This is a genomic window from Clostridium bornimense (genome assembly GCF_000577895.1).
GTDB classification, from domain to species: domain Bacteria; phylum Bacillota; class Clostridia; order Clostridiales; family Clostridiaceae; genus Clostridium_AN; species Clostridium_AN bornimense.
The window spans coordinates 2,623,206-2,647,041 of the sequence record NZ_HG917868.1; the positions used below are offsets into that span (position 1 = coordinate 2,623,206).

A 23,836-nucleotide genomic window follows, 5' to 3' on the forward strand; every position below is an offset into this window, starting at 1 on the left:
ACTCAAAAGACTAACAAATAGATTTTGTTAGTCTTTTAAATCTTATTTAAAACTCTATTTTACTATCTTTAAACAAAGGCCACTTTTTATCTTTTTCTGATAATAATACTTCATCAATTCCTTCTAATGGCCATTCTACTGCTACATCTGGATCATTCCAAATTATACCCATTTCGAATTCTGGATGATAGAAATCTGTACATTTATAAGTAAATTCTGCTTCTTCAGACAATACTACAAACCCATGAGCAAATCCTTCTGGAATATAGAATTGCTTTTTATTTTCTTCGCTTAATACAACCCCTACATATTTACCGTATGTTGGAGAATCTTTTCTTAAGTCTACTGCTACATCGTAAACTTCACCTTTAATAACTCTTACAAGTTTACCTTGAGTATGTTCAGTTTGAAGATGTAATCCTCTTAAAACACCCTTTTTAGACTTTGATTGATTGTCTTGAACAAACTTCATATCAAGACCTGCCGCTGCAAACTCTTCATAATTATAAGTTTCCATAAAGTATCCTCTGTTATCACCGAATACTGTAGGCTCGATTATATAAACATCTTTAATTTCAGTTTCTATAAAATTAAATTTTCCCATTAAAATTCACCCTAACTTTTATTTATTACTATACATCTTATTGTAATAGTTTTGATATTCTCCTGAAGTAACATTTTTCATCCAATCCATATTATCTAAATACCACTTAATTGTAAGCTTTATTCCTTCTTCATATGGAGTTTCTGGATACCATCCTAATTCATCTTTTATTTTAGTTGGATCTATACCATATCTTCTATCGTGACCTTTTCTATCTTCTACAAAAGTCATTAAAGTTTCATTTACTGATTCATCTACATTATCATGAACATATTCAATTATAGTCTTAACTATATGAATGTTTGTTCTTTCATTGTGTCCACCAACATTGTAAACTTCTCCTAATCTACCGTTTCTTATAACCATATCGATAGCTTTACAGTGATCTTCAACATATAACCAGTCTCTTACGTTTAATCCATCTCCATATATAGGAAGCGGCTTCTTATTTAAACAGTTATTGATAACTAATGGTATAAGCTTTTCTGGAAATTGATATGGTCCATAGTTATTTGAACATCTTGTAATGTTTATTGGCATCTTATAAGTTTCTCCATATGCCTTAACCATTAAATCTCCACCAGCTTTTGATGATGAATATGGTGAGTTTGGATCAAGTGGAGTAGTTTCCATAAAGTATCCTGTTTCTCCTAATGAACCATAAACTTCATCAGTTGATACTTGAAGGTATTTAACTCCTTCTTTCCATCCATTTTCTGTTTCCCAAGCTTTCTTAGCTGCATTTAATAAAGTAACAGTTCCAAGTACATTTGTCTTAGCGAAAATTTCTGGTTCCTTTATACTTCTATCAACATGTGATTCTGCTGCAAAGTTTACAACATAATCAATTGTAAATTCTTCAAATAAAGCTTCTACAGCTTCTGCATCACAGATATCCACTTGTCTGAATATGTGATTTGGATTATTTTCAACATCTTTTAAATTTTCTAAATTACCTGCATAAGTTAATTTATCAATGTTTACTATTCTAACATCATCATATTTTTTTAACATGTAAAGTACAAAATTTGAGCCTATAAATCCAGCTCCTCCAGTTACTAAATAAGTCTTCATATCTTTCCTCCTAAATATTACTCTTCTGATATACTTTTTAAATACTTACCATAATTAGTTTTCATCAATGGCTCTGCAAGAACTAATAATTCTTCTTTGCTTATCCATCCATTTCTATATGCAATTTCTTCAAGGGAAGCAATATATGTTCCTTGAGTACTTTGAACTGCTTCTACAAAGTTTGATGCCTTAAGCATTGACTCATGAGTACCTGTATCAAGCCAAGCCATTCCTCTACCGAAACAGTTAACTTTTAGAGTCTTCTCTTCCATATAAACTTTATTTAAATCAGTAATCTCAAGTTCACCTCTTGGTGATGGCTTTAGTGATTTAGCTTTTTTAACAACAGAATTATCATAGAAATATAATCCTGGCACAGCATAGTGTGACTTCGGATTTTCTGGTTTCTCTTCTAAAGAAATAACAGTATCATTTTCATCAAACTCTACAACACCAAAAGCCCTAGGATCTTGAACATAATATCCAAATATCTCAGCACCCTTCTCTAATGATGCAGCTTTTTGTAAATGCTTAGAAAAACTTTGTCCCCAGAAGATATTATCCCCTAAAATCATAGCAACATTATCATCACCAATAAATTCTTCACCTATTATAAATGCTTCTGCTAATCCGTTTGGTTTTTCTTGAAGAGCATATTCTATATTTAATCCATATTGACTGCCATTTCCAAATAATTGCTTAAATAATGGTAAATCTCTTTCAGTAGATATGATTAATATATCCTTTATTCCTGCTAACATAAGTACAGACATTGGATAATAAATCATTGGTTTATCATAAATAGGAACTAATTGTTTTGATATCGCTTTTGTAACAGGGTATAATCTAGTTCCTGACCCCCCCGCTAATATAATACCTTTCATAGTTTCTCTCCTTCTGCATTCTCTTAATAACTCTTATTATATTCTTCTTTTACACATAAATATATTTTAATACTATTATATTAAGATGTCATTATATTAATATTCTAAGCATTTGCCTTTTTATATATCAATTCCGCCAAAGACTTAGCTAAACTATTAATTTCATCTTGATCCTCACCTTCAAGCATAACTCTTACTAATGGTTCTGTACCAGAAGGTCTTATAAGTACTCTACCTTTTCCATCTAATATCTTTTCTATTCTCTTTATCTCTGATGCAATTTCTTCATCAACTAAGTAAATATTTTTTTTGTCATTTGGTATAACAGCATTTTCAAGAACTTGTGGTAATGAAGTAACTATATTTGATAGTTCCTTTAATGTCTTGTTATTCTCCTTAATTATTTCACATAACTTAACTGCTGTTAATAACCCGTCACCGGTAGTGTTATAATCTAAGAAAATAATATGTCCTGATTGCTCTCCGCCTAAATTATATCCTCTTTTTATCATTTCTTCAAGAACATATCTATCTCCAACTTTAGTCTTCGCAGTCTTAATCTCTTCTTTGTCTAATCCTAAGAAAAGTCCCATATTACTCATTACAGTAGTTACTAAAGTATTTTCAACTAATTTTCCTTTTGATTTAAGATATTTAGCAAATACAGCCATAATCTTGTCTCCATCCACTAAATTGCCTTCATTATCTACAGCTAAACATCTATCAGCATCACCATCAAAAGCTAACCCTAAATCACAACCTTTTTTCACTACATAATCCATCAATTCTTCCATATGTGTAGATCCACATTTCTTGTTTATATTAACACCATCAGGATTATCATTTATAACATATACTTCTGCCTTTAATTCTCTAAAAGCTTTAACTGCAGCTTTATACGCAGCTCCATTAGCACAGTCTAAAGCCACCTTTAGTCCATCTAATGTAATATTAACTGTATTTTTTATATATTTTACATACTGTTCTATAGCAGTCTCATCTTCTATCTTTCTTCCAACATCTCCTGAAACAGGCGACGGAACTTCTTCTAAATTATTTTCAATAACATATTGAATTCTATCTTCTATTTCATCTTTTAGTTTGTATCCTTTACTATCAAAAAACTTAATTCCATTATACTCAACAGGATTATGTGATGCTGAAATCATTACTCCGGCATCTGCATTGTATTTTCTTGTTAAATACGCAATTGCTGGTGTTGGCACAACTCCTACGCATACAGCTTCTGCACCAACTGATAGTATTCCAGAAACTAATGCACATTCTAACATTTGTCCTGAAATTCTTGTATCCATCCCTACTAGAATTTTGGGTTTATGAGTTCCTTCTGTTAAAACGTATGCTCCGGCTCTTCCAAGCTTAAAAGCTAATTCTGGTGTAAGTTCTGTATTAGCTACTCCCCTTACTCCATCTGTCCCAAACATCCTACTCATATTATTATCTCCTTTAAAATCTTATTACTTGCCATTCTCTAGTATATCACTATGTTTCATATTTGAAAATAGTTCTTTACAAGTTATCTTCTCTACATGAAAATTATTACAATTTTGGATATCCGTGCACTGTAATTATACATAAAAGTGATACTTTTGTAAATATTTCGATATATTATATATTTTTTCTTCATGCTACTATTTTAAAAGTTATATTTTTTTAAATAATTTTAATTATATAAAAGAGATGCAAATAATCTCTTTCTGCATCTCCATAACTTTTCATATATTATTATTTATACTCTTTTGCTTGCTCTTCACCATTTAACACTCTAAGTGCACCTTGAGCTAAAGCTAACATCTCATCTTCGCCACCATAAACTACTAGTGGTGCAATAAAGGACACTCTTTCTTTAATTGAATTAACAACTACATCTGAATATGCTATTCCACCTGTTAAAACGATAGCTTCAACCTTTCCTTTTAATACTGTAGCCATCGCTCCAATATCTTTAGATACTTGATATATAAATGCGTCATATATTAATTTTGATTTCTCATCACCTTCAGCAGAGGCCTTCAACACATCTCTCATATCATTTGTATCAAGATATGCTACAAGTCCACCTTGACCTGTTATTTTCTTCTTTACTTCTGCCTCTGTATATTTTCCTGAAAAACACATCTTAATCAAAGCACCTGCTGGTACTCCTCCACTTCTTTCTGGCGAAAATGCTCCATCTCCATCTAACGCATTATTTACATCAACTATTTTTCCGCCAGTATGTGCTCCTACTGAAACTCCTCCACCCATATGAACAACTATTATGTTGCAATCTTCATATGATTTATTTCTTTCCTTTGCATATCTTTTACCAACAGCTTTTTGATTTAAAGCATGGAATATTGACGTTCTTGGTAATTCAGGTACACCAGAAATTCTTGCAACATCACTTAATTCATCTACAACAACTGGATCAACTATAAATGACTTAGCCCCAATTTCTTTTGCTATTTCATCAGCTATCATAGCACCTAAATTCGATGCATGTTCTCCTCTTTCAGCCTTCTTTATATCATTTAACATTTCTTCGTTTACTGCGTAAGTTCCACCTTCTATAGGTTTTAAAAGTCCTCCTCTACCAACGATAGCATCAAAACCTTTTATATCTATACCCTTTGTTTTTAAAACATCAAGAATAACTTCTTTTCTAAAATCCTTTTGATCAACAACAGTAGCATATTTACCAATTTCTTCTGATGAATGTCTTAATGTTTCATCTAATATTTCTTTCTCATCTTCAAAAACTCCTATTTTAGTTGAAGTTGATCCCGGATTTATTATTAATAACTTTCTCATTTACTAATCCCCCTATTTTATATTAATTTTCTTTCCCATGACTTGATACTAATGATGCTAACGCAATAGAATACATTTTTGTTTCTGAACTATCTGCTCTTGATGTTAATACTACTGGTGCAGATGTTCCAACTAAAATACATCCATTTTTACTGTCTGTAGTATATGTTAATGTTTTATACATTATATTACCAGCTTCTATATTAGGTAAAAGTAATATATCTGCTTTTCCTGCTACTGGTCCTGTTACGCCTTTATGATGTGCTGCTTCTTCGGATATAGCATTATCTAATGCAAATGGTCCATCTACTATACATCCTTCAAACTTTCCTTCTTTATACATTTCAGCTAATGCATTAGCTTCTATTGTATTAGGCATATTTTTATTTACAACCTCTACAGCACACACCGCTGCAACCTTTGGTTCCTCAATTCCAATAGCATGAGCAACCTTAGCTGCATTATTTATTATCTTAACTTTATCTTCTAATGTAGGAAATACATTAAATGCAACATCTGTTAAAAATAATAGTCTATCAAATTTTTCTGTTTCAAATATAGCTACATGTGACATAAGATTTCCTGTTCTAAGACCAACTTCTTTATTTAACACACACTTTAAGAATGTTTTAGTATCAACTAATCCTTTCATAAGCATATCAGCTTTACCTGATGAAACTATTTCTACAGCTTTTAATGTAGCTTCATGAATATCTTTAATATCCACAACCTCAAATCCACTTAAATCCATATTTATAGTATTTGCTACCTTTTCTATTTCATCTTTATCCCCTACTAATATTGCATCAGCTATCCCATTTTCCTTTGCTTCTTTTACAGCTTGTAATACTGGCTCATCTTGTGCTACTGCTACAGAAAGCTTTCTTAAACTTTTACTCTTAACCTTTGCAATTATTTCATCAAAACTGTTAATCATACAATCCAAACCCCTTTAAAATTTATTCGTTACTTTTTTAACATACTATACATATATTGTATCAAAATAATTATTAAGAACTTGAATTTTCAGAAAATTTCCTTGAAAAATTTTTCATTAATTCAAGATACAAGTGTGAACTCGATAAAGAATAAAGAGGATATTCCACAATAATTAGATAACTTTTGTGAAATATCCTCTTACTTTAAATATTTAATCTTAACTTATATAATTTACAATGCACAATTATCGAAGAAACTCCACAGAAATTTCCTCTAAAACAGTACACTATCTAGCCTTATATTCTTTCATAATAGATTCCGCACACTTTATTCCATCTACCGCTGCAGACATAATTCCTCCAGCATATCCAGCTCCTTCTCCACAAGGATATATTCCTTGTACATTTTTACTTTGCAACAATTCATTTCTTTCTATTCTAAGTGGTGCAGATGTTCTAGTTTCTATTCCTGTAAATATGGCATCTTTTCTTCCATATCCTCTTATTTTTTTATCAAAATCAGTCATAGCCTCTTTAATAGATCCAACAACGTAATTAGGCAATGCATCTTTTAATGGTTTAAACTTAAATCCAGTTGTTATAGATGGATGCACTTCACCTAACTTTTCGCTAACTCTATCATCAATAAAATCTCCTATAGTTTGAATAGGTGCATCATAATTACCGCCTCCAAGTTTGAATGCTAGTGATTCATAATGTCTTTGAAATTTCATTCCATCTAATGGGTGACTTCCAAAGTCTTTTTCACTAACTGTAACTACTACAGCAGAATTCGCATTTTCCTTATCTCTAGCATGATAACTCATTCCATTTACAACTAATCGTTCTTCTTCAGAGGAAGCTGCCACCACTACTCCTCCCGGACACATACAAAATGAATAAACACCTCTATTATCTTTAGTCTTATATGTTAACTTATACTCTGCTGCTTTAAGTCTTGGATGATTTGCATAGATTTCTCCATATTGACTCTCATTTATCATTGATTGAGGATGCTCAACTCTAACCCCTATAGCAAAAGGTTTCGTATTCATTTGTACACCTTTATTAAATAGCATTTCATAAGTATCCCTTGCTGAATGCCCTATAGCAAGAATTAAATTATCACATTTAATTTCGTCACCATTTACTATAATAGACTTTATTTTACCATTCACTATACTTATATCTTCTAACTTAGAATTAAATCTAACTTCTCCACCTAATTCTATTATCTTATTTCTAATATTTTTTACTACATCTTTTAATATATCTGTTCCAATATGCGGCTTTGCCAAATATAAAATCTCTTTGGGAGCTCCAGATTTCACAAACTCATTCAAAATATAATCTATTCTTGTATCCTTAATTCTCGTAGTAAGCTTTCCATCTGAAAAAGCTCCTGCTCCTCCCTCTCCGAATTGAACATTAGAGTTAGTATCTAATTTTCTATTAATCCAAAAATTATTTACAGCTTTCGTTCTACTGTCTACATCCTCTCCACGTTCTATCACTATAGGATTATATCCATTACTCGCTAAAGTTAATGCTGCAAATAATCCTGCTGGCCCCATACCAATAACAACAGGTCTAGAATTTAAGATTTTATCACCATACTTAAATTCTTCTTTATTATTATCATTGATTAACTTAACATCGTTACTTTTTATTCTAGCTACTATCTTTTCTTCATTTGCACAATAAACTTCTATAGCATAAATGAATTTAAGACTGGATTTCTTTCTTGCATCTAAAGATTCTCTTAAAATTTTTAATGACTTTATATCCTTTTCTTTCACTCTTATCTTTTTTGCTACTTTACTCTTTAATATATCCTTGGATTCTTCAATATTTAAAACTATATTATTTACTACGATTGACATTATTGTCCTCCACTTTCCTTTTTCTTTATAGTTACTTTACACTTATTTGTATCAACATATGTTATTTCTACTCCGTCAATTGGTTCAATGACCATCTCTAATTCTGTTGTATCTTCATTTGCATTTTGAAAATCAACATTAGCTATCAATGTATTTATAGAAGATATTTTACTTTCTTCTCCATAAAGTTTTACAGTAACTTCCTTTGGCTCATATTGATATTCAAATTCTTCACTAGTATTTATAGCTGTAACCGTAGCTTTTACCTCTTTTTCTATCATTACTGTTACATCTACATCTACTGAAATTTTATTATTGTTACTTACTAAAAATACACCATTAGGTATATTTAACTTCGCTTGAACTGTAGTATCTTTCTTTATATTGGATAAATCTATATTTTCCGTATTTATACTATATATAGAATTCAATACATCCTCATCGCCAGAAATAGACACTTCATTTACATTTGTAGATATGTTATCTATCCTAATATTATCCTGTGGATTATTCAATGTATTAATTTTAATAGGAACGCTCTTTATCTTACTATAAGTTAATGTCACATTTCCTTGTTTAGGATCCATATCTATACCCTTAACTTCATTATTATTCTTATCTAAAGCAATAATATTTAATGTATTTTTACCTCCTTCAGTTATATCTTTATATTTACCAACTGCCTCTACTTTATTAATAGTATTTACTATTGTCGATGGCCCTTTAACAGTAACTTCTGATACATCAAAGTATGGTTCATTTAATATCTTACCTTCTTTATTTCCCGTCCCTTCAATATTTAAGACTACAGAGAATTTCTTCGTAATTATAGAATCTAAATTTAAATCTATATAAAGATTATCTTGTTTCTGTATGGCTACATTTTCCGGTTTCTTTTTAATCTCTATAGGTAATCTATTATTTCCCGCTTTTAAAGAATTTTTATTTAAATCTACCTGTAGACTAAAATCACTAGCTTTTACAGAATATACATCTGTAGATGCTCCCCTTATTGTTACATCAACATAAAACTCATTATTTGATAACATTACTAAAGATGCATTCTTAAGTGCATCTCCTTCTACTACTTTAACTTTAACATTTTTAACTGCTGTAGTTTTTATAGGATCATTAGAACTAGATACCATTATCCATAAAAAAAATGAAACTAATATACATCCTAACTTTATTAATCCTTCTTTTCTTTTATCCCTATCCATTTTCCCACCTTCCTTCTGATTTCATCTTTTCTTACCTTTTTACTTTTATCCATAAATTTAATCAAACTTTTTTCCAAAGATTCTATTGAATAACCTCTAGTTAACTTTCCATTAAAAGTTAATGATATTATTCCAGTCTCCTCAGATACTACTATAGCAATAGCATCCGATACTTCACTAATACCAATAGCTGCCCTATGTCGTGTTCCAATGGATTTACTTATAATATCTATTTTACTTAAAGGTAAAAAGCATCCTGCCGAATCTATTTTATTCTCTTTTATTATAACTGCTCCATCATGAAGAGCAGTATTTTCAAAAAATATAGTTTCTAATAAAGCACTCTTTACATCGGCATTTATTTTAACTCCAGTTTCAGTAATATCTTTTAATCCAGTATTTCTTTCTAAAACTATTAACGCACCTGTTTTACTATTAGACATATTTTCAACGGCTTTTAATAATTCTGACATAACTTCTTTATTTACACCATCATCGTAAAAAAATCCTTTATCTAATAATTTTCCTCTTCCTAGACGTTCTAAAGCACTTCTTATTTCAGGTTGAAAAATTATAACAATTGACAAAACACCAATAGTTATTGTCTTGTTTAATATCCAATTTAACAAAGTTAAATTTAGAAAGCTACTAATAGGTATTAAGACAAATACTAACGCTAATCCTTTTAATAACTGTATTGCTCTAGTTTGATTTATCAATGTATAAATTTTATAGAATATATATGAAACTACTAATATATCTATTATATCTATTAAATTTATATCAGTTATAATTCTTATAACCATTTTTAAAAAATCCACTTCATCACCTTCTTTTTTATAATATTTAATTATACACTTACTACTATCTTATTACTAATACTAACATAAATTTTTACCTATAAAAATAAATGAATAATAAATATAATTATGGTTAGAATAAAGTTAGCCTAAGTTGTAAAAAAATTTCTTTATGTTTTCTTATATAATAAAGGAGGAAATTTATGAAAAAACTTATTCTGTGGACTAAAATTTTTGTAATTTGTATATTAGTCCTCAATACTTTTGCATCTAAAGGCAATATAGTCAAAGCTGAACCTCTCGATACTGAATCAGACTCTGTTTCAGTATTTAATAACGACGGTAATTCAATCTACATAGATAAAAGTGACATAGAATTGATGGCTAGAGTAGTTTATGGAGAAAGCCGTGGTGAACCTTATGAAGGTAAAGTTGCTGTTGCTTCTGTAATTTTAAATAGAGTTAAAAGTGGAAAATATCCACCAAGTGTAAAAGATGTTATTACACAAGAAAATGCATTCTCTTGTGTATCTAATGGTACAATAAGCGTTACACCTAATGAGGCTTGCTATGATGCAGTCTATGATGCATTAAAAGGCAACGATCCCACTGGTAATGCACTATTCTTTTACAACCCAAGCATTTCCACTTGTTCTTGGATGGAAAATATAATTAAGAAAAATGCAACCAGTATAGGTAATCACGTTTTCTTTTCTATTTAGATATACTCTAGGCTTAGGCAATATTTTTATATATATCTAAATATACAAAAATAAAAAAGTTCCTAAAATAGGAACTTTTTTATTTTTGTACGATTTCTTTTATTATAGAGTTATTCATATCAGAATCACTATAATCATAATATAAAATTTCTGCATAATGCTTAGATTTTTCCGAATCTATTTCCAAATAAAATGTAGCTAAATCATATAAAACAGTGGTAATATAATTTCCATTTGGGTATTTGTTAGCATATTCCTCAAAGCTCTTTATAAAATTATCGGAATCCCCCATAGACCTATAAGCTATACCAATAAAATATTCTATATGCTCATTTAGATAATTTTCCCCACTATATATATGAGCAATATTTAAATACTTTAATGCTTCTTCTGGTTTATTTTCTCCTATATATTTATAGCCCTGTTCATAAAATTGTTGAACACCTTGTCTTTTCAATATATTCTCACATTCTATAAGTAGATTTTTTTCTGTCAAATTTTTTCCTTTTTCTTTATTAGCTATATATAACTCATTTAACTTATATACATCTAGTGAATCTATCGCTTGTTTTATTTCAACTACTGGTATACCTAATTCTGTATTTGTTTCTTCTACTACCTCATTAGTAGAACCTCCCGCAATAGTTGCCGTAGGATTGTCAACTTTATCTTCTTGTTCTCTATTTCCTTCTAAAGCTACGACTTTATTATATGTATTTTCCTCATTTACTTTGTCATTTTCCCATAACTTATTTATACCGACCACCAATAATAATATACAAATTATTGGTACAATATATTTTCTAGCTTCTTTTATTGGGTATAATGTTTTTGAAATCTTTTTTGCTTCAGTATTTCTTTTATCCATACTTAAAACTTTATTAACATATTTTTGCGCCTGTTCCTTATCTCCTAGATCACAGTAACATTGTGCTAATTTATTAAAAGTATTTATGGAATTAAATGATTCATCTTCGATCTCTTTAAATCTTACAACAGCTTCTTCTACTCTTGAAGATTGATATAACTTCTGAGCTTTAATAAACTTTTTCATTACATATTCATCATCTCTTAGATTATTCAAATATATACTAGATACATTATCCTTGTTTATTCTTAAATTTAATTCCCATATTTTTTTTGAAGCATTTATATCCCCTTTTAAATAAAGAATTAATCCCTTTAGATTTAGTGCTGATGGATTCTTTATATTTTCTCCTATAGAATAATTACAGTATTCTATAGATTTATCTAACTCTCCAGAATCATAAAACTTTTTTGCTTTTAAATAGAATTTTTTAGCTTTCTGTATATTATTTCCTACCTGTTGAGCCAAATCCGCCTTCCCCTCTTTCACTATCATTCAACATATCCACTTCTTTTACATCTACAGTAAGAACAGGCATTATAACCATTTGAGCTATTTTATCTCCCTTATTTATCTTAAATGCCTCTTCCCCGTGATTTATTAAAATCACTTTTATTTCTCCCCTATATCCTTCATCTATAGTACCAGGACTATTAAGTACTGTAACACCATATTTTAATGCAAGACCACTTCTTGGTCTTACTTGAGCCTCTGTATTTTTAGGTAATTCTATACTAATTCCTGTTGCCACTAACTTTCTCTTTCCTGGTTCAATAGTTATTTCTTCCACAGAAAAAAGATCTAAACCTGCATCTCCCGGATGTGCATAAAAAGGTATTATTGCATCCTCACTTAATTTTCTAATTTTTAATATTTCCATAATAAACATCCTTTCTCTGTCGTATAATTACATTATATATCATGTAAAATACTATGTAAATTTAGTTTTTTTAATATAATTTGTAGAACAATTTGATCTTTTTTTGAAAAATATTAATTTAATAATTTTTTTCATTTTCTATATTGATTTTTTACATTAAAATTTGTAGTTATATAAATATACATGTAAAACATTTTACAATTTCTTTATGTTAGAAAGATAATATTATAATACAATAAAAATTTATTCTAAAAAATATTTATTTTTTTAAAATAAAAAAACTTGGAACCTTTTAAAAGTTCCAAGTCAAATATTATATTATTCACAATCCATTATAATTTTCTTAGCACCTAGAATTGAAGAAGCACTCATTGAGAACTCATCTAATCCCATTTCTACTAATTTAGCTGTAGCTCTTTCATCTCCAGCCATTTCTCCACACATACCACAGAACTTACCTTCTTTATGTGCAGCATCAATTGTCATCTTTATTAATCTTAATACTGCTGGATGCATTGGATTATAAAGATATGAAATCTTTTCATTCATTCTATCTGCAGCTAGTGTATATTGAATTAAGTCATTAGTTCCAATTGAGAAGAAATCAACATGCTTAGCAAATTCATCTGCCATAACAGCTGCTGCTGGAATCTCTACCATGATACCAGTCTTAATGTTTTCATTGTAAGCTTTTCCTTCAGCTTTTAATTCAGCCATACATTCAGCTAAAACTTCTTTAGCTTGGAAGAACTCTTCTAAAGAAGAAATCATAGGGAACATTATAGCTAAGTTTCCGTGAGCTGATCCTCTAAGTATAGCTCTTAATTGAACTTTGAATATGTCTTTTCTATCTAAACATAATCTTATAGCTCTGTATCCTAAGAACGGATTTTCTTCTTCTGGTAATGGTAAGTATGATAATTTCTTATCTCCACCGATATCTAGAGTTCTAACAATACCTAGCTTTTCTCCAACTTTTTCAGCAACATATTTGTATGCTTCATATTGTTCTTCTTCACTTGGCATATCATCTCTATCCATGTATAAGAACTCAGTTCTGAACAGACCTACTCCATCTGCACCGTTAGCCATAACTGCATCTACATCTTCTGGCTTTCCGATATTACCGCAAACTTCTATTCTCTTTCCGCTCTTAGTTTTAACTTTAACATCTATAAGTTTCTTTAATTCTTCTTTTTCTTTTAAGAAAGCTTCTTTCTTAGCTTCATATTCTTTAACAACAGTCTCATCTGGATTAATGATTACGTCACCAGTGTTACCATCAACTATTAATAAGTCGCCGTTTTTAACATCTTCAGTTATAGTTCCTAAACCAACTACAGCTGGAATTTCTAATGTTCTAGCCATAATAGCAGAGTGAGAAGTTCTTCCTCCAATGTTAGTTAAGAAAGCAACAACTTTATTTCTATCTAATTGAGCAGTATCAGATGGAGTTAAGTCGTGAGCAATTACTATAGTATTTTCACCAACTGAAGCTAATCCTTCTGTATCTACTCCTGCTAAATTCTTTAATATTCTAGCACCAACGTCTTTAACGTCTGCAATTCTTTCTTTCATGTATTCATCTTCCATGCTACCAAATATAGCAATGTACATATCTAATACATCATTTAAAGCTTTTTCAGCATTTACTTTATTGTTAGAAACATTCATTTCTATTGCTCCAGTAAACTCTGGATCATCAAGTAACATCATATGACTTTCAAAAACAGCAGCTTTTTCTGCTCCCATTTCTTTTTCTGCTTTATCTTTTATTTTTTCTAATTGAGCTCTTGTTGCATCTGTAGCAGCTTTTAATCTTGCTAATTCTTCATCTATATTTTCAATAATTCTTTCTTCTATTTTAACTTCTTCGTCTTTCTTTATGAATGCATATCCTATTGCATATCCTTTTGAAGCGCCTATACCTTTTTTCATCGTATATCCTCCTACGTTTTATCTATTCTCTTTTAAAATGTAAGCACATTATAGCACACAGATTTAATTCTCGCCATATATAAATTTTGTAACTTAAATCCTTATTTTTACAATAAATTAACATTTATTTAATATTTTTATTTTTTTTCTCATTAAAGTTGATAATTTTTATCAAGTATATTAAAGTAATATATATCATAATTATAGTATATTATATAACAACTAATAATATGCGATTTCGTCAATAAAAATCGGTTGATATTTTTTATCAACCAAATTTATACTCTTGATAAAAATTAGCAGGTGATAACATGAAAAAAATTATTGAAATTAAGAATAGCGGTGGCCTTCATACTAGAATTGCTGCTCTCATAGTAAATAAAAGTAATGAAATTAAAGAAAAATATAAACGAGCTATTTTTATACGTATTCCCGATAAATGTGAAGCTATGGAAATATCTATGTTAGCTCTTATATCTTTAAAAATCTCTGAAGGAGATTTTATTGAAATCTCAACAAAAGATGATGATTTATTAGCTGAAATTGTCATAGATGAATTTATTGAATTTATTTCATCTATCAATAAAGAAGAACCTGTTAGTAATGTAGATAAATTATTAGATCAATCATCTCTAGCAGCAAATAAAACTTTAGACTCTTTACCACTTGGTATAGTCTCTGTAGACTTTAATAATAATATTACATCGATGAATGGCCATGGTTGTAAACTATTAAACAAAAACAAAGTAGATATATTAGGAAAAAAGATTGGTGAAATAATGCCAACATCAAAAATTACTAAAGTAATTAAAAGTGGTAAAGAAATTTTAGGGGATATTATTCATATAGATACAAAAATTTTTCTTGTAAATACTACTCCTCTGATAAGTGATAATAAAGTTATCGGTGCCATATGTATATTTCAAGATATTTCTACAATAGTATGTCTTAAAGAAGTAAATGAAAAACTTAATAAAATATTAGAAAATACTCATGACTGTATATGCTTTGTAGATGAAGATAGAAAAATTAATTATATAAATCCAGCTTACGAAGATATTCTTGGTAAAGAATCAAAAAAACTTGTAGGAATGGATTTGATGGATGTAGCTCCCAATGGATTAAGAATGGAAGTTTTTAATTCTAAAAAGAAAAAAGAAAATGTCTTATATAAAAAAAATAATATTTCTCTTATATGTAATGTTACTCCTATATTTATAGAAGGAACATTTAAAGGAGTTATATCTATCTCGAAACCTACTTCTATAGTAAAAGATATATTAAAACTAGTATCCGAAACAGAAGAAAAAGCTAATTACTATAAAAATGAACTTAGAAGATTTCACTCATCATCTAGCTCATTTAAAAATATTATTGGAAATTCAAAAGGTATCAAAGATGTTTTAGTTATTGCTGAAAAAGCTTCTTATTCTTCATCTTCTGTTTTAATTATTGGCGAAAGTGGAACTGGTAAGGAATTACTTGCTAAAGCCATTCATAATAATTCCGACAGAAAAGATAAACCATTTATAAGAGTTAATTGTGCTTCTATACCAGAACCTTTACTTGAAACTGAATTATTTGGTGTAGAAAAAAATACAAATGGTAATAACAATGCCCTCCTTGGCAAATTTACTATTGCAGATGGCGGTACTGTTTTTCTTGACGAAATTGGTGATATGTCTAAAAATATGCAAGCTAAACTCCTTAGAGTATTACAAGAAAAAGAATTTGAAAGCGTAGGCAGCCTTACTCCTCATAAAATCGATGTAAGAATAATAGCTGCTACAAATAGAGACTTAGAAACTATGATCTCTACTGGTGAATTCAGAAAAGATTTATATTATAGACTTAATGTAATTTCGTTACTACTGCCACCATTGAGAGAACGTCAAGACGATATACACTTACTAGTAGATCACTTTATTGAAAAAATATGTGCACAAATAGATGTTCCAGTAAAGTCTATTGATCCTAACTGTTTTCAACATCTATATAGCTATAATTGGCCCGGTAATATAAGAGAACTTGAAAATGTAATAGAACGCTCTATAATTCTATCTGACAGTGAATTTATACTACCAAAAGATCTACCTATGTATATATCAAATATTGATTCTTCTAATACATCTCTCATAAATCTTCCTAATGGTAATATTGCTACTATGGAAGAGTATGAAAAAGAAATAATTACTGCAGCAATGAAAAAATATAAATCTTTCAATAAGGCCGGTAAAGCATTAGGGTTAACTCACAGAACTATATCATTAAAGTGCAAAAAATACGGAATTGAATATGAAAACTAAAATGAAAGGTAGCTTTGTAATTAATATTGCATAGCTACCTTTTATTATCTATTAAAAATCATTTATTCTGCAATAGTTGATATATTTCCTGGGCAATATCTATTATAATATTCATCTACAGATTTTTTTATTGAATTTGCTATTTTATCTTGATATTCATCATTTTTTAATTTCGATAAATCTCCCGGGTTGGACATAAAACCACATTCAACTATAACTTCGCCATTCTTAGGACTTCTTAAAATCTTATATGCGTTTTTAGCCGGTTTAGATTCCCTTTCCTTAGGATATTCTAAATCTTTAACTAAATTATTTATTATTATATCTGCTATAAATTTAGATTTTTCATTATTAGCATAGTATACATGAGGACCTGTAGGTTTTGAATCTGTGAAATTATTCATATGGATAGATATAAATAACTCACATCCTGTTTTATCTTTCATATCACATCTTGTTTTTAAATCTTGTATCTTTTCTCCCTTTACTGTTCCTTCTTTAGTATGCAGATCTCTATCATCTTCCCTCGTCATATATACTGTATATCCACTATCTTTTAAAAGATCTCTAACCTTAAGCGATATCTTTAAGTTTAAATCCTTTTCTAAAGTTTTATCTTTTCCAACAGCTCCACCATCTTGCCCTCCATGACCTGGATCAATCAAAATTACTTTATTAGCCACAGTATCATCATGAATTTCTTCTCCATAAATCATATTGCTAGTCAATATAAATATACTAATTAAAATACAAATAATTTTTTTCAAAAAAATCAACTCCCACAATAAATCTTCTTAATCTATTGTGGGAATTTTATATAATTTATATACTATTCATTTATAACTGATTGTGCAATATTAGTAGAATGATCTCCAATTCTCTCTAAATTATTTAATAAATCTAAGAAAATTGCTGAACTTTGTGCATTACACATACCTGCATTAAGTCTCTTAATATGATCTTTTCTATACTCTTCTTCTAATTTATCAATTCTATTTTCAAAGGTAAATACTAATTTAGCTTTCTTATCATCATTTATTCTAAAGGCCTCTATAGCTGAATTTAAGGCATCATAAGTATATTTATACATATCATCAATCTGCTTAGTAGCAGTATCTGATATATGTATTTTTTTCACTATCTTATCCTTGGCCATTTCAGCTATATTAGTAGCATGATCTCCAATTCTCTCAATATCCTTAATCACATGAAATAAACTTGTTATTATATCATGATTTCTTTCATCTATATCTGTTTTAGATAATTGGACTAAATATGTTGTTATTTCTTCTTCTAATAAATCTATTAATGATTCATTTTCATCAATTTTTTCTAATAATGATAAATCATTATTCTGAAATGCCATCATTGCTTTTTCAAAATTATCTTTTGCTTTAACTGACATTCTATTAATTTCTTTAACAGTCTGATTAACAGCAATTGATGGAGTTTCTAAAATTCTTTCATCTAAATATTTTAATCCCATTTTTTCTCTTTCTTCATCACCTGGAATAATCTTATTTACAAAAGCAACAAGATACTTAATAAATGGTGCTTGAATTAATACATTCGTTACATTAAATAATGTATGTGCGTTTGCTATTTGTCTACCTACATTATTTGGAGTAATATATTGTACTATAGTTCCAAATGGTTTTAATAAGAATATAAATAATGTTGTTCCTATTATATTAAAAGTTAAATGAACTAATGCTGCTTTTCTTGCAGTTTTATTTGTTCCTATACTAGATATCAATGCAGTAGCACAAGTACCTATATTATCACCTAATAAAATAGGTAATAAAACATCTATTCCAATAGAATTATCTGATGCAAGAACTACTAACACACCTATTGTTGCAGATGAACTTTGTAACATAACAGTCATTAATACCCCCACTGCAACACCTAGTAATGGATTTCCTCCAACCGCTTCTATAAGATTTAAAAATAATGGTGTATCTTTCAATGGAACCATAGCTGATGACATAGTATTCATTCCTAAAAATAGAATACCAAATCCTAATATAGCTGTTCCAATCTCTTTTTGTCTTTGCTTTTTATTAAATAAGAAAATAACTGCCCCAATAGCAATAAATAATGGTGCCCACTTAGTTAATTTTAATGCTACTAATTGTCCAGTAATAGTTGTTCCTATGTTAGCTCCAAATATAACTCCAGCTGCTTGATAAAGATTCATTAAACCTGCATTAACAAATCCAACTACCATAACTGTTGTCGCAGAACTACTTTGAATTACTGCTGAAATAATGGTTCCAGTAATTATACCTTTTACTGGATTGCTAGTTATCTTTTCAAATAAACCTTTTAGCTTATTTCCCGCAACATTTTGAAGCGCATCGCCCATTATTTTCATTCCATAAAGAAATAATCCTAGGCCCCCTAAAAGATTAATAACTAAAAAAAGATTATCCATAAAATCTTTCCTCCCGGTTTTTATCCTACCTTATTAATAATACACAAACTTATACTATTTTATGACGTATTTTATATGATATTCTTAAAAAAAACAGAGAGGATACCCTCTCTGTAAATTTGTAGAAACTATCTCTTTGAGAATTGTGGAGCTCTTCTTGCTTTCTTTAATCCGTATTTCTTTCTTTCCTTCATTCTAGGATCTCTTGTTACGAATCCAGCTTTCTTTAATTCTGGTTTTAAAGTCTCATCTGATTTAATTAATGCTCTTGTGATACCGTGTCTGATAGCTCCAGCTTGACCTGTGAAACCACCACCATATACATTAACTATAACATCAAATTTATCTTTAGTTTCAGTTAAATTTAATGGTTGATTAACTATATATCTTAAAGTTTCTAATCCGAAATAGTTTTCGATATCTCTCTTATTTATTGTAACTTTTCCTTCACCTGGAACAAGTATAACTCTTGCTACTGATTTCTTTCTTCTTCCTGTAGCCATGTATTGAACTTTTGCCATTTTATTTCCTCCTCTCGACCTCTATATTAATATTTTAATTCTAATACTTGTGGATTTTGAGCTGCATGATTATGTTCAGAACCAGCATATACTTTTAATTTTTTAGCCATTTGTCTTCCTAAGATTCCCTTTGGTAACATTCTTCTAACAGCTTCTTGGAAAACAAATTCTGGTTTCTTTGCTAATGCATCTCTATATGGCATTTCTTTTAATCCGCCTGGATATAAAGAGTGATGTCTTAACATCTTTTGATCTAATTTCTTACCAGTTAAAACAACTTTATCTGCATTTAATATGATAACGAAATCACCACAATCAACGTTTGGAGTAAATTCTGGCTTATTCTTACCTCTTAATATAGTAGCAACTTGGCTTGCTGCTCTACCTAGTGGTTTACCAGCAACGTCAATTACATACCAATTTCTCTTAACTTCATCATTCTTTGCTAAGTATGATTTCATTTTGTACCCTCCTAAATCTTTGCTTTTTAATTATTTCTTAACTCGTTCTTCATGCTTTTATTTAAAGTTCCATAACCGTCCGGAACTTCTCGGCCTAACAAACAATATTCATTATAATACATTGACCCTGGTGTGTCAACAAATTTATTAAATTTATTATTTATCAAGGTTTACGGCTATATTCAATATATAAAATTATATTTATCGGTGTGTCATATCTTCTAATAAAATACTTTTACTAATTTTAATCCCAAAGCTGGAGCTGTTTTCCCAGCCTTACTTCTATCTTTACTTTCTATTATATCCAAAACTTGCTCTGGTTTCTTATATCCTACTCCAACATCAATAAGTGTACCTGCTATTATTCTTACCATATTATATAAAAATCCGTCACCAGTAACATAAATTTTAATATAATTTTCATCTTTTACTATCTTAATATCATTAATAGTTCTTACTGTAGAATTAACTTCACTTCCATTGTTCTGAAAAGCTTTAAAATCTTTTTCGCCTATCATATATTTAGATCCTTCAATCATCAAATCTATATTTAATGGCTTATAAATATGATGATAATATCTACTATTTAATGGACTCCTAATTGGTTGATTTAAAATAGAATAACAATACATCTTTCCTGTAGAAGAAAACCTAGCATGAAATTCCTTATCCACCTCTTCTGATTTTATAACAACAATATCTTTAGGTAACTTTTGATTAATGACTATATAAAATTTCTCTCCAGGTATTGTACTATTAGTATAAAAATTCGCCACATATCCTGTAGCATGAACCCCTGAATCTGTCCTACTACATCCTATTAAATCAATTGTTTCACCTGTAACTTCACTTATAGCTTTCTCAATTTTCTGTTGAACTGTATTTCCATCTGGTTGCTTCTGCCACCCATAATAATTTGTACCATCATATTCTATAATAAGTTTTATATTTTTCAAATTTTAAATCCCACCTATGTAAAATTTACTTATAAATGTTATAGTGACAATGATGCTCATTACAACAAAAGCAATGAAATCTTTTTTTTGAAATTGTAACTTTTTCATTCTAGTTCTACCTTTACCACCTCTATAACAACGTGACTCCATCGCCATAGCAAGTTCATCAGCCCTTCTAAAAGAAGATATAAATAGTGGTACTAAAATAGGTATCATTGCTTTTGCTCTTTGTATTATACCTCCAGATTCTAAATCTGCACCTCTTGCCATCTGAGCTTTTTTTATTTTTTCAGTTTCATCTATTAATGTAGGTATAAATCTTAACGCTATTGTCATCATCATTGCAATATCATGTGCCATAGAATTCTCTTTCTTCCTTGGATTAAATAAAATCTCTAATCCATCAGTAAGCTCTATAGGAGATGTGGTAAGAGTTAAAAGTGATGTTCCCACAACTAATAATATTATCCTAATTATCATAAATGCAGCTGTTATTAGTCCTTCTTTATATATAGTAAAAATCCACCATTTAAAAAGCAATATGTCTCCTCTTACTAAAAATATGTTCAATAATGCTGTAATTAATACTAAGAAAAATACAGGTTTTACCCCTTTATATATATAAGAAATCTTTATATCAGATATATATATAATTCCTATAGTAAAAATGGCTATGATACCATATGAAATAAAGTTATTCGCAATAAATAAGTTAATTATATAGATAAATGCAATTATGAGTTTAGTCCTTGGATCTAATTTATGAATAATAGATTCTCCAGGTATATATTGTCCTATAGTTATATCTTTAAGCATTATTTTTCTCCCCTAATACTCTTAATATTTCTTTCTTTGCTTCTTCTATAGTGTATATATCATCACTAATATCAAATCCAGCTTCCTTAAGTTTTATTTGAAGATATTTTACTTCTGGTACTGCCAATCCTAACTTTTCTAATAAATCTACATGTCTAAACACTTCACTGCAACTTCCATCAAGTTCTATAGCCCCTTCATTCATAACAATAATTCTTTCTGCAAATCTAGCTACATCTTCCATAGAATGAGATACAATAATTATTGTAATCTTATCTTTATCATGTAACTCTTTAATTCTATTCAATATTTCATCTCTACCTATGGGATCTAATCCTGCAGTAGGTTCATCTAAAATTAATATATTGGGATTCATAGCCACTATCCCCGCTATAGCAACTCGTCTCTTCTCTCCTCCACTTAACTCGAAAGGTGATTTATTTCTATACCCTTCATAATCAAGTCCTACAATCTCCATAGCTTTCTTTACTAACTTATTTATTTCCTCATCTTTATTAATACCAATATTTTTAGGTCCATATGCAATATCTTTTTCTACAGTCTCTTCAAAAAGTTGATACTCTGGATATTGAAATACTAGCCCTACCTTCTTTCTTATATCTGATAAACTAACATCCTTACTTCCCAAATCTTTATTATCTATATATATAGAACCGCTGGTAGGTTTTAATAATCCATTAATATGTTGTATAAGTGTTGATTTTCCTGAACCAGTATGTCCAATTAAAGCTACAAATTCACCACTATTTATTTCTAAATTTATGTCTTTCAATGCAATTTTTTCAAAAGGTGAATTAGGCATATATACATGGTTCAAATTTTCTATCTTAATTGACATAACTCTCTCACCATCTCATCTATACTTAAAATATCTTTATTAATACTTATACCTTCTTTCTTTAACTCGAAAGCAAGCTCTGTCATCTGCGGAACCTCTAATCCTATCTTTTTAATCTCTTCTACATTTTGAAATATTTCTCTTGGGGTACCTTGTAATCTTATTTCACCTTTATCCATAACAATAATTCTATCAGCTTCAGCAGCTTCATTCATATAATGAGTTATTGTAATAATAGTTATACCTAAATCTTTATTTAATTTTTTCATTATATCCATTATTTCTTTTCTACCACTTGGATCAAGCATCGAAGTAGCCTCATCAAAAATTATACACTTAGGTTCCATAGCTAAAATTCCCGCTATGGCTACCCGTTGTTTTTGGCCACCTGATAATAAATGAGGTGCATTTCTTTTAAATTCAAACATTTTAACTTTATTTAGAGCTGAATCTACCCTATTTCTAATTTCTTCAGAAGGTACTCCTAAATTTTCTGGTCCAAAAGCTACATCTTCTTCAACTACTGTAGCAACAATTTGATTATCTGGATTTTGAAATACCATCCCAACATTTTGTCTTATGTCCCATATCTTTTCTTCATCTCTTGTATCTATATTGTCTACTAAAATAACTCCTTCTGTAGGAACAAATAGACCATTAAAATTTTTAGCTATAGTAGATTTGCCTGATCCATTTCTACCTAATATAGCTAAAAATTCACCCTTCTTAACTTCTAAATTAACGTTTTTAACAGCAAATACAAGATCCGATTCAGAATATTTATAACTTATATTTTCACCCTTTATAATATATTCTTCCATAAAAAAACACCCCTATATAACAAAATGGGGACTA

Annotated in this window: 22 protein-coding genes; 2 read left to right on the top strand and 20 right to left on the bottom strand. The window is 29.3% G+C overall.

Annotation, left to right across the window (positions count from 1 at the left end; all coding sequences use genetic code 11):
* Positions 1-46: 46 nt before the first annotated feature.
* The 9 genes from rfbC to cdaA form a co-directional block, all read right to left on the bottom strand.
* Complete coding sequence (rfbC, locus tag CM240_RS11860; RefSeq protein ID WP_044039336.1) at positions 47-604, bottom strand: dTDP-4-dehydrorhamnose 3,5-epimerase; 558 nt, start codon at positions 602-604, stop codon at positions 47-49.
* A gap of 18 nt (positions 605-622) precedes the next feature.
* Positions 623-1,678 (bottom strand): dTDP-glucose 4,6-dehydratase, encoded by a 1,056-nt coding sequence (gene rfbB / locus CM240_RS11865; protein WP_044039337.1) that lies wholly within the window; start codon positions 1,676-1,678, stop codon positions 623-625.
* Positions 1,679-1,695: 17 nt separating this feature from the next.
* Positions 1,696-2,562 (bottom strand): glucose-1-phosphate thymidylyltransferase RfbA, encoded by an 867-nt coding sequence (gene rfbA / locus CM240_RS11870; protein ID WP_044039338.1) that lies wholly within the window; start codon positions 2,560-2,562, stop codon positions 1,696-1,698.
* Positions 2,563-2,666: 104 nt separating this feature from the next.
* The gene (gene glmM, locus CM240_RS11875; RefSeq protein WP_044039339.1) at positions 2,667-4,016 is read right to left on the bottom strand and encodes a phosphoglucosamine mutase; all 1,350 of its coding nucleotides are present in this window, start codon (positions 4,014-4,016) and stop codon (positions 2,667-2,669) included.
* A gap of 292 nt (positions 4,017-4,308) precedes the next feature.
* Positions 4,309-5,376 (bottom strand): butyrate kinase, encoded by a 1,068-nt coding sequence (gene buk / locus CM240_RS11880; RefSeq protein WP_044039340.1) that lies wholly within the window; start codon positions 5,374-5,376, stop codon positions 4,309-4,311.
* A 22-nt stretch (positions 5,377-5,398) separates the two neighbouring features.
* On the bottom strand, positions 5,399-6,313 hold the full coding sequence (gene ptb / locus CM240_RS11885) for a phosphate butyryltransferase (RefSeq protein ID WP_044039341.1): 915 nt from the start codon (positions 6,311-6,313) through the stop codon (positions 5,399-5,401).
* 288 nt (positions 6,314-6,601) lie between these two features.
* Positions 6,602-8,197 carry an NAD(P)/FAD-dependent oxidoreductase gene (locus CM240_RS11890; protein WP_044039342.1) on the bottom strand — a complete coding sequence of 532 codons (1,596 nt, stop codon included), beginning with the start codon at positions 8,195-8,197 and terminating at the stop codon, positions 6,602-6,604.
* A complete protein-coding gene (locus tag CM240_RS11895) occupies positions 8,197-9,417 on the bottom strand; it encodes a CdaR family protein (protein WP_044039343.1) in 1,221 nt (406 codons plus the stop codon). The genes CM240_RS11890 and CM240_RS11895 overlap by 1 nt, the downstream gene beginning before the upstream one ends.
* Positions 9,387-10,238, bottom strand: a complete 852-nt coding sequence (gene cdaA, locus CM240_RS11900) for a diadenylate cyclase CdaA (RefSeq protein ID WP_044039344.1) — start codon at positions 10,236-10,238, stop codon at positions 9,387-9,389. The genes CM240_RS11895 and cdaA overlap by 31 nt, the downstream gene beginning before the upstream one ends.
* A 182-nt stretch (positions 10,239-10,420) precedes the next feature.
* Between cdaA and CM240_RS11905 the strand changes: the two genes are divergently transcribed.
* Positions 10,421-10,939 (top strand): cell wall hydrolase, encoded by a 519-nt coding sequence (locus CM240_RS11905; protein WP_044039345.1) that lies wholly within the window; start codon positions 10,421-10,423, stop codon positions 10,937-10,939.
* A gap of 79 nt (positions 10,940-11,018) precedes the next feature.
* On the opposite strand, the gene CM240_RS11910 is transcribed toward CM240_RS11905, so the two are convergent.
* The 3 genes from CM240_RS11910 to ptsP form a co-directional block, all read right to left on the bottom strand.
* Complete coding sequence (locus tag CM240_RS11910; protein WP_044039346.1) at positions 11,019-12,275, bottom strand: tetratricopeptide repeat protein; 1,257 nt, start codon at positions 12,273-12,275, stop codon at positions 11,019-11,021.
* Complete coding sequence (gene dut, locus CM240_RS11915; RefSeq protein ID WP_044039347.1) at positions 12,253-12,687, bottom strand: dUTP diphosphatase; 435 nt, start codon at positions 12,685-12,687, stop codon at positions 12,253-12,255. The genes CM240_RS11910 and dut overlap by 23 nt, the downstream gene beginning before the upstream one ends.
* Positions 12,688-13,005: 318 nt before the next feature.
* A complete protein-coding gene (ptsP, locus tag CM240_RS11920; RefSeq protein WP_044039348.1) occupies positions 13,006-14,625 on the bottom strand; it encodes a phosphoenolpyruvate--protein phosphotransferase in 1,620 nt (539 codons plus the stop codon).
* A 311-nt stretch (positions 14,626-14,936) separates the two neighbouring features.
* Here ptsP and CM240_RS11925 point away from each other — a divergent pair, with 311 nt between their 5' ends.
* Positions 14,937-16,931, top strand: coding sequence for a sigma 54-interacting transcriptional regulator (locus tag CM240_RS11925; RefSeq protein WP_044039349.1), 1,995 nt, complete (start codon positions 14,937-14,939; stop codon positions 16,929-16,931).
* Positions 16,932-16,993: 62 nt separating this feature from the next.
* On the opposite strand, the gene CM240_RS11930 is transcribed toward CM240_RS11925, so the two are convergent.
* From CM240_RS11930 to CM240_RS11965, 8 genes are all read right to left on the bottom strand, one after another.
* Positions 16,994-17,698, bottom strand: a complete 705-nt coding sequence (locus tag CM240_RS11930; protein ID WP_051483826.1) for an N-acetylmuramoyl-L-alanine amidase — start codon at positions 17,696-17,698, stop codon at positions 16,994-16,996.
* 62 nt (positions 17,699-17,760) lie between these two features.
* The gene (locus CM240_RS11935; protein WP_044039351.1) at positions 17,761-19,368 is read right to left on the bottom strand and encodes a Na/Pi cotransporter family protein; all 1,608 of its coding nucleotides are present in this window, start codon (positions 19,366-19,368) and stop codon (positions 17,761-17,763) included.
* A 128-nt stretch (positions 19,369-19,496) separates the two neighbouring features.
* Entirely contained in the window at positions 19,497-19,889 is a 393-nt protein-coding gene (rpsI, locus tag CM240_RS11940; RefSeq protein ID WP_044039352.1) for a 30S ribosomal protein S9, read from the bottom strand.
* Positions 19,890-19,915: 26 nt separating this feature from the next.
* Positions 19,916-20,350, bottom strand: coding sequence for a 50S ribosomal protein L13 (rplM, locus tag CM240_RS11945; RefSeq protein WP_044039353.1), 435 nt, complete (start codon positions 20,348-20,350; stop codon positions 19,916-19,918).
* A gap of 221 nt (positions 20,351-20,571) precedes the next feature.
* Positions 20,572-21,306 (bottom strand): tRNA pseudouridine(38-40) synthase TruA, encoded by a 735-nt coding sequence (truA, locus tag CM240_RS11950; RefSeq protein ID WP_044039354.1) that lies wholly within the window; start codon positions 21,304-21,306, stop codon positions 20,572-20,574.
* A 3-nt stretch (positions 21,307-21,309) separates the two neighbouring features.
* Entirely contained in the window at positions 21,310-22,122 is an 813-nt protein-coding gene (locus CM240_RS11955; RefSeq protein ID WP_044039355.1) for an energy-coupling factor transporter transmembrane component T family protein, read from the bottom strand.
* Positions 22,115-22,981 carry an energy-coupling factor transporter ATPase gene (locus CM240_RS11960; protein ID WP_044039356.1) on the bottom strand — a complete coding sequence of 289 codons (867 nt, stop codon included), beginning with the start codon at positions 22,979-22,981 and terminating at the stop codon, positions 22,115-22,117. The genes CM240_RS11955 and CM240_RS11960 overlap by 8 nt, the downstream gene beginning before the upstream one ends.
* Complete coding sequence (locus CM240_RS11965; RefSeq protein WP_044039357.1) at positions 22,966-23,802, bottom strand: energy-coupling factor transporter ATPase; 837 nt, start codon at positions 23,800-23,802, stop codon at positions 22,966-22,968. The genes CM240_RS11960 and CM240_RS11965 overlap by 16 nt, the downstream gene beginning before the upstream one ends.
* Positions 23,803-23,836 lie beyond the last annotated feature (34 nt).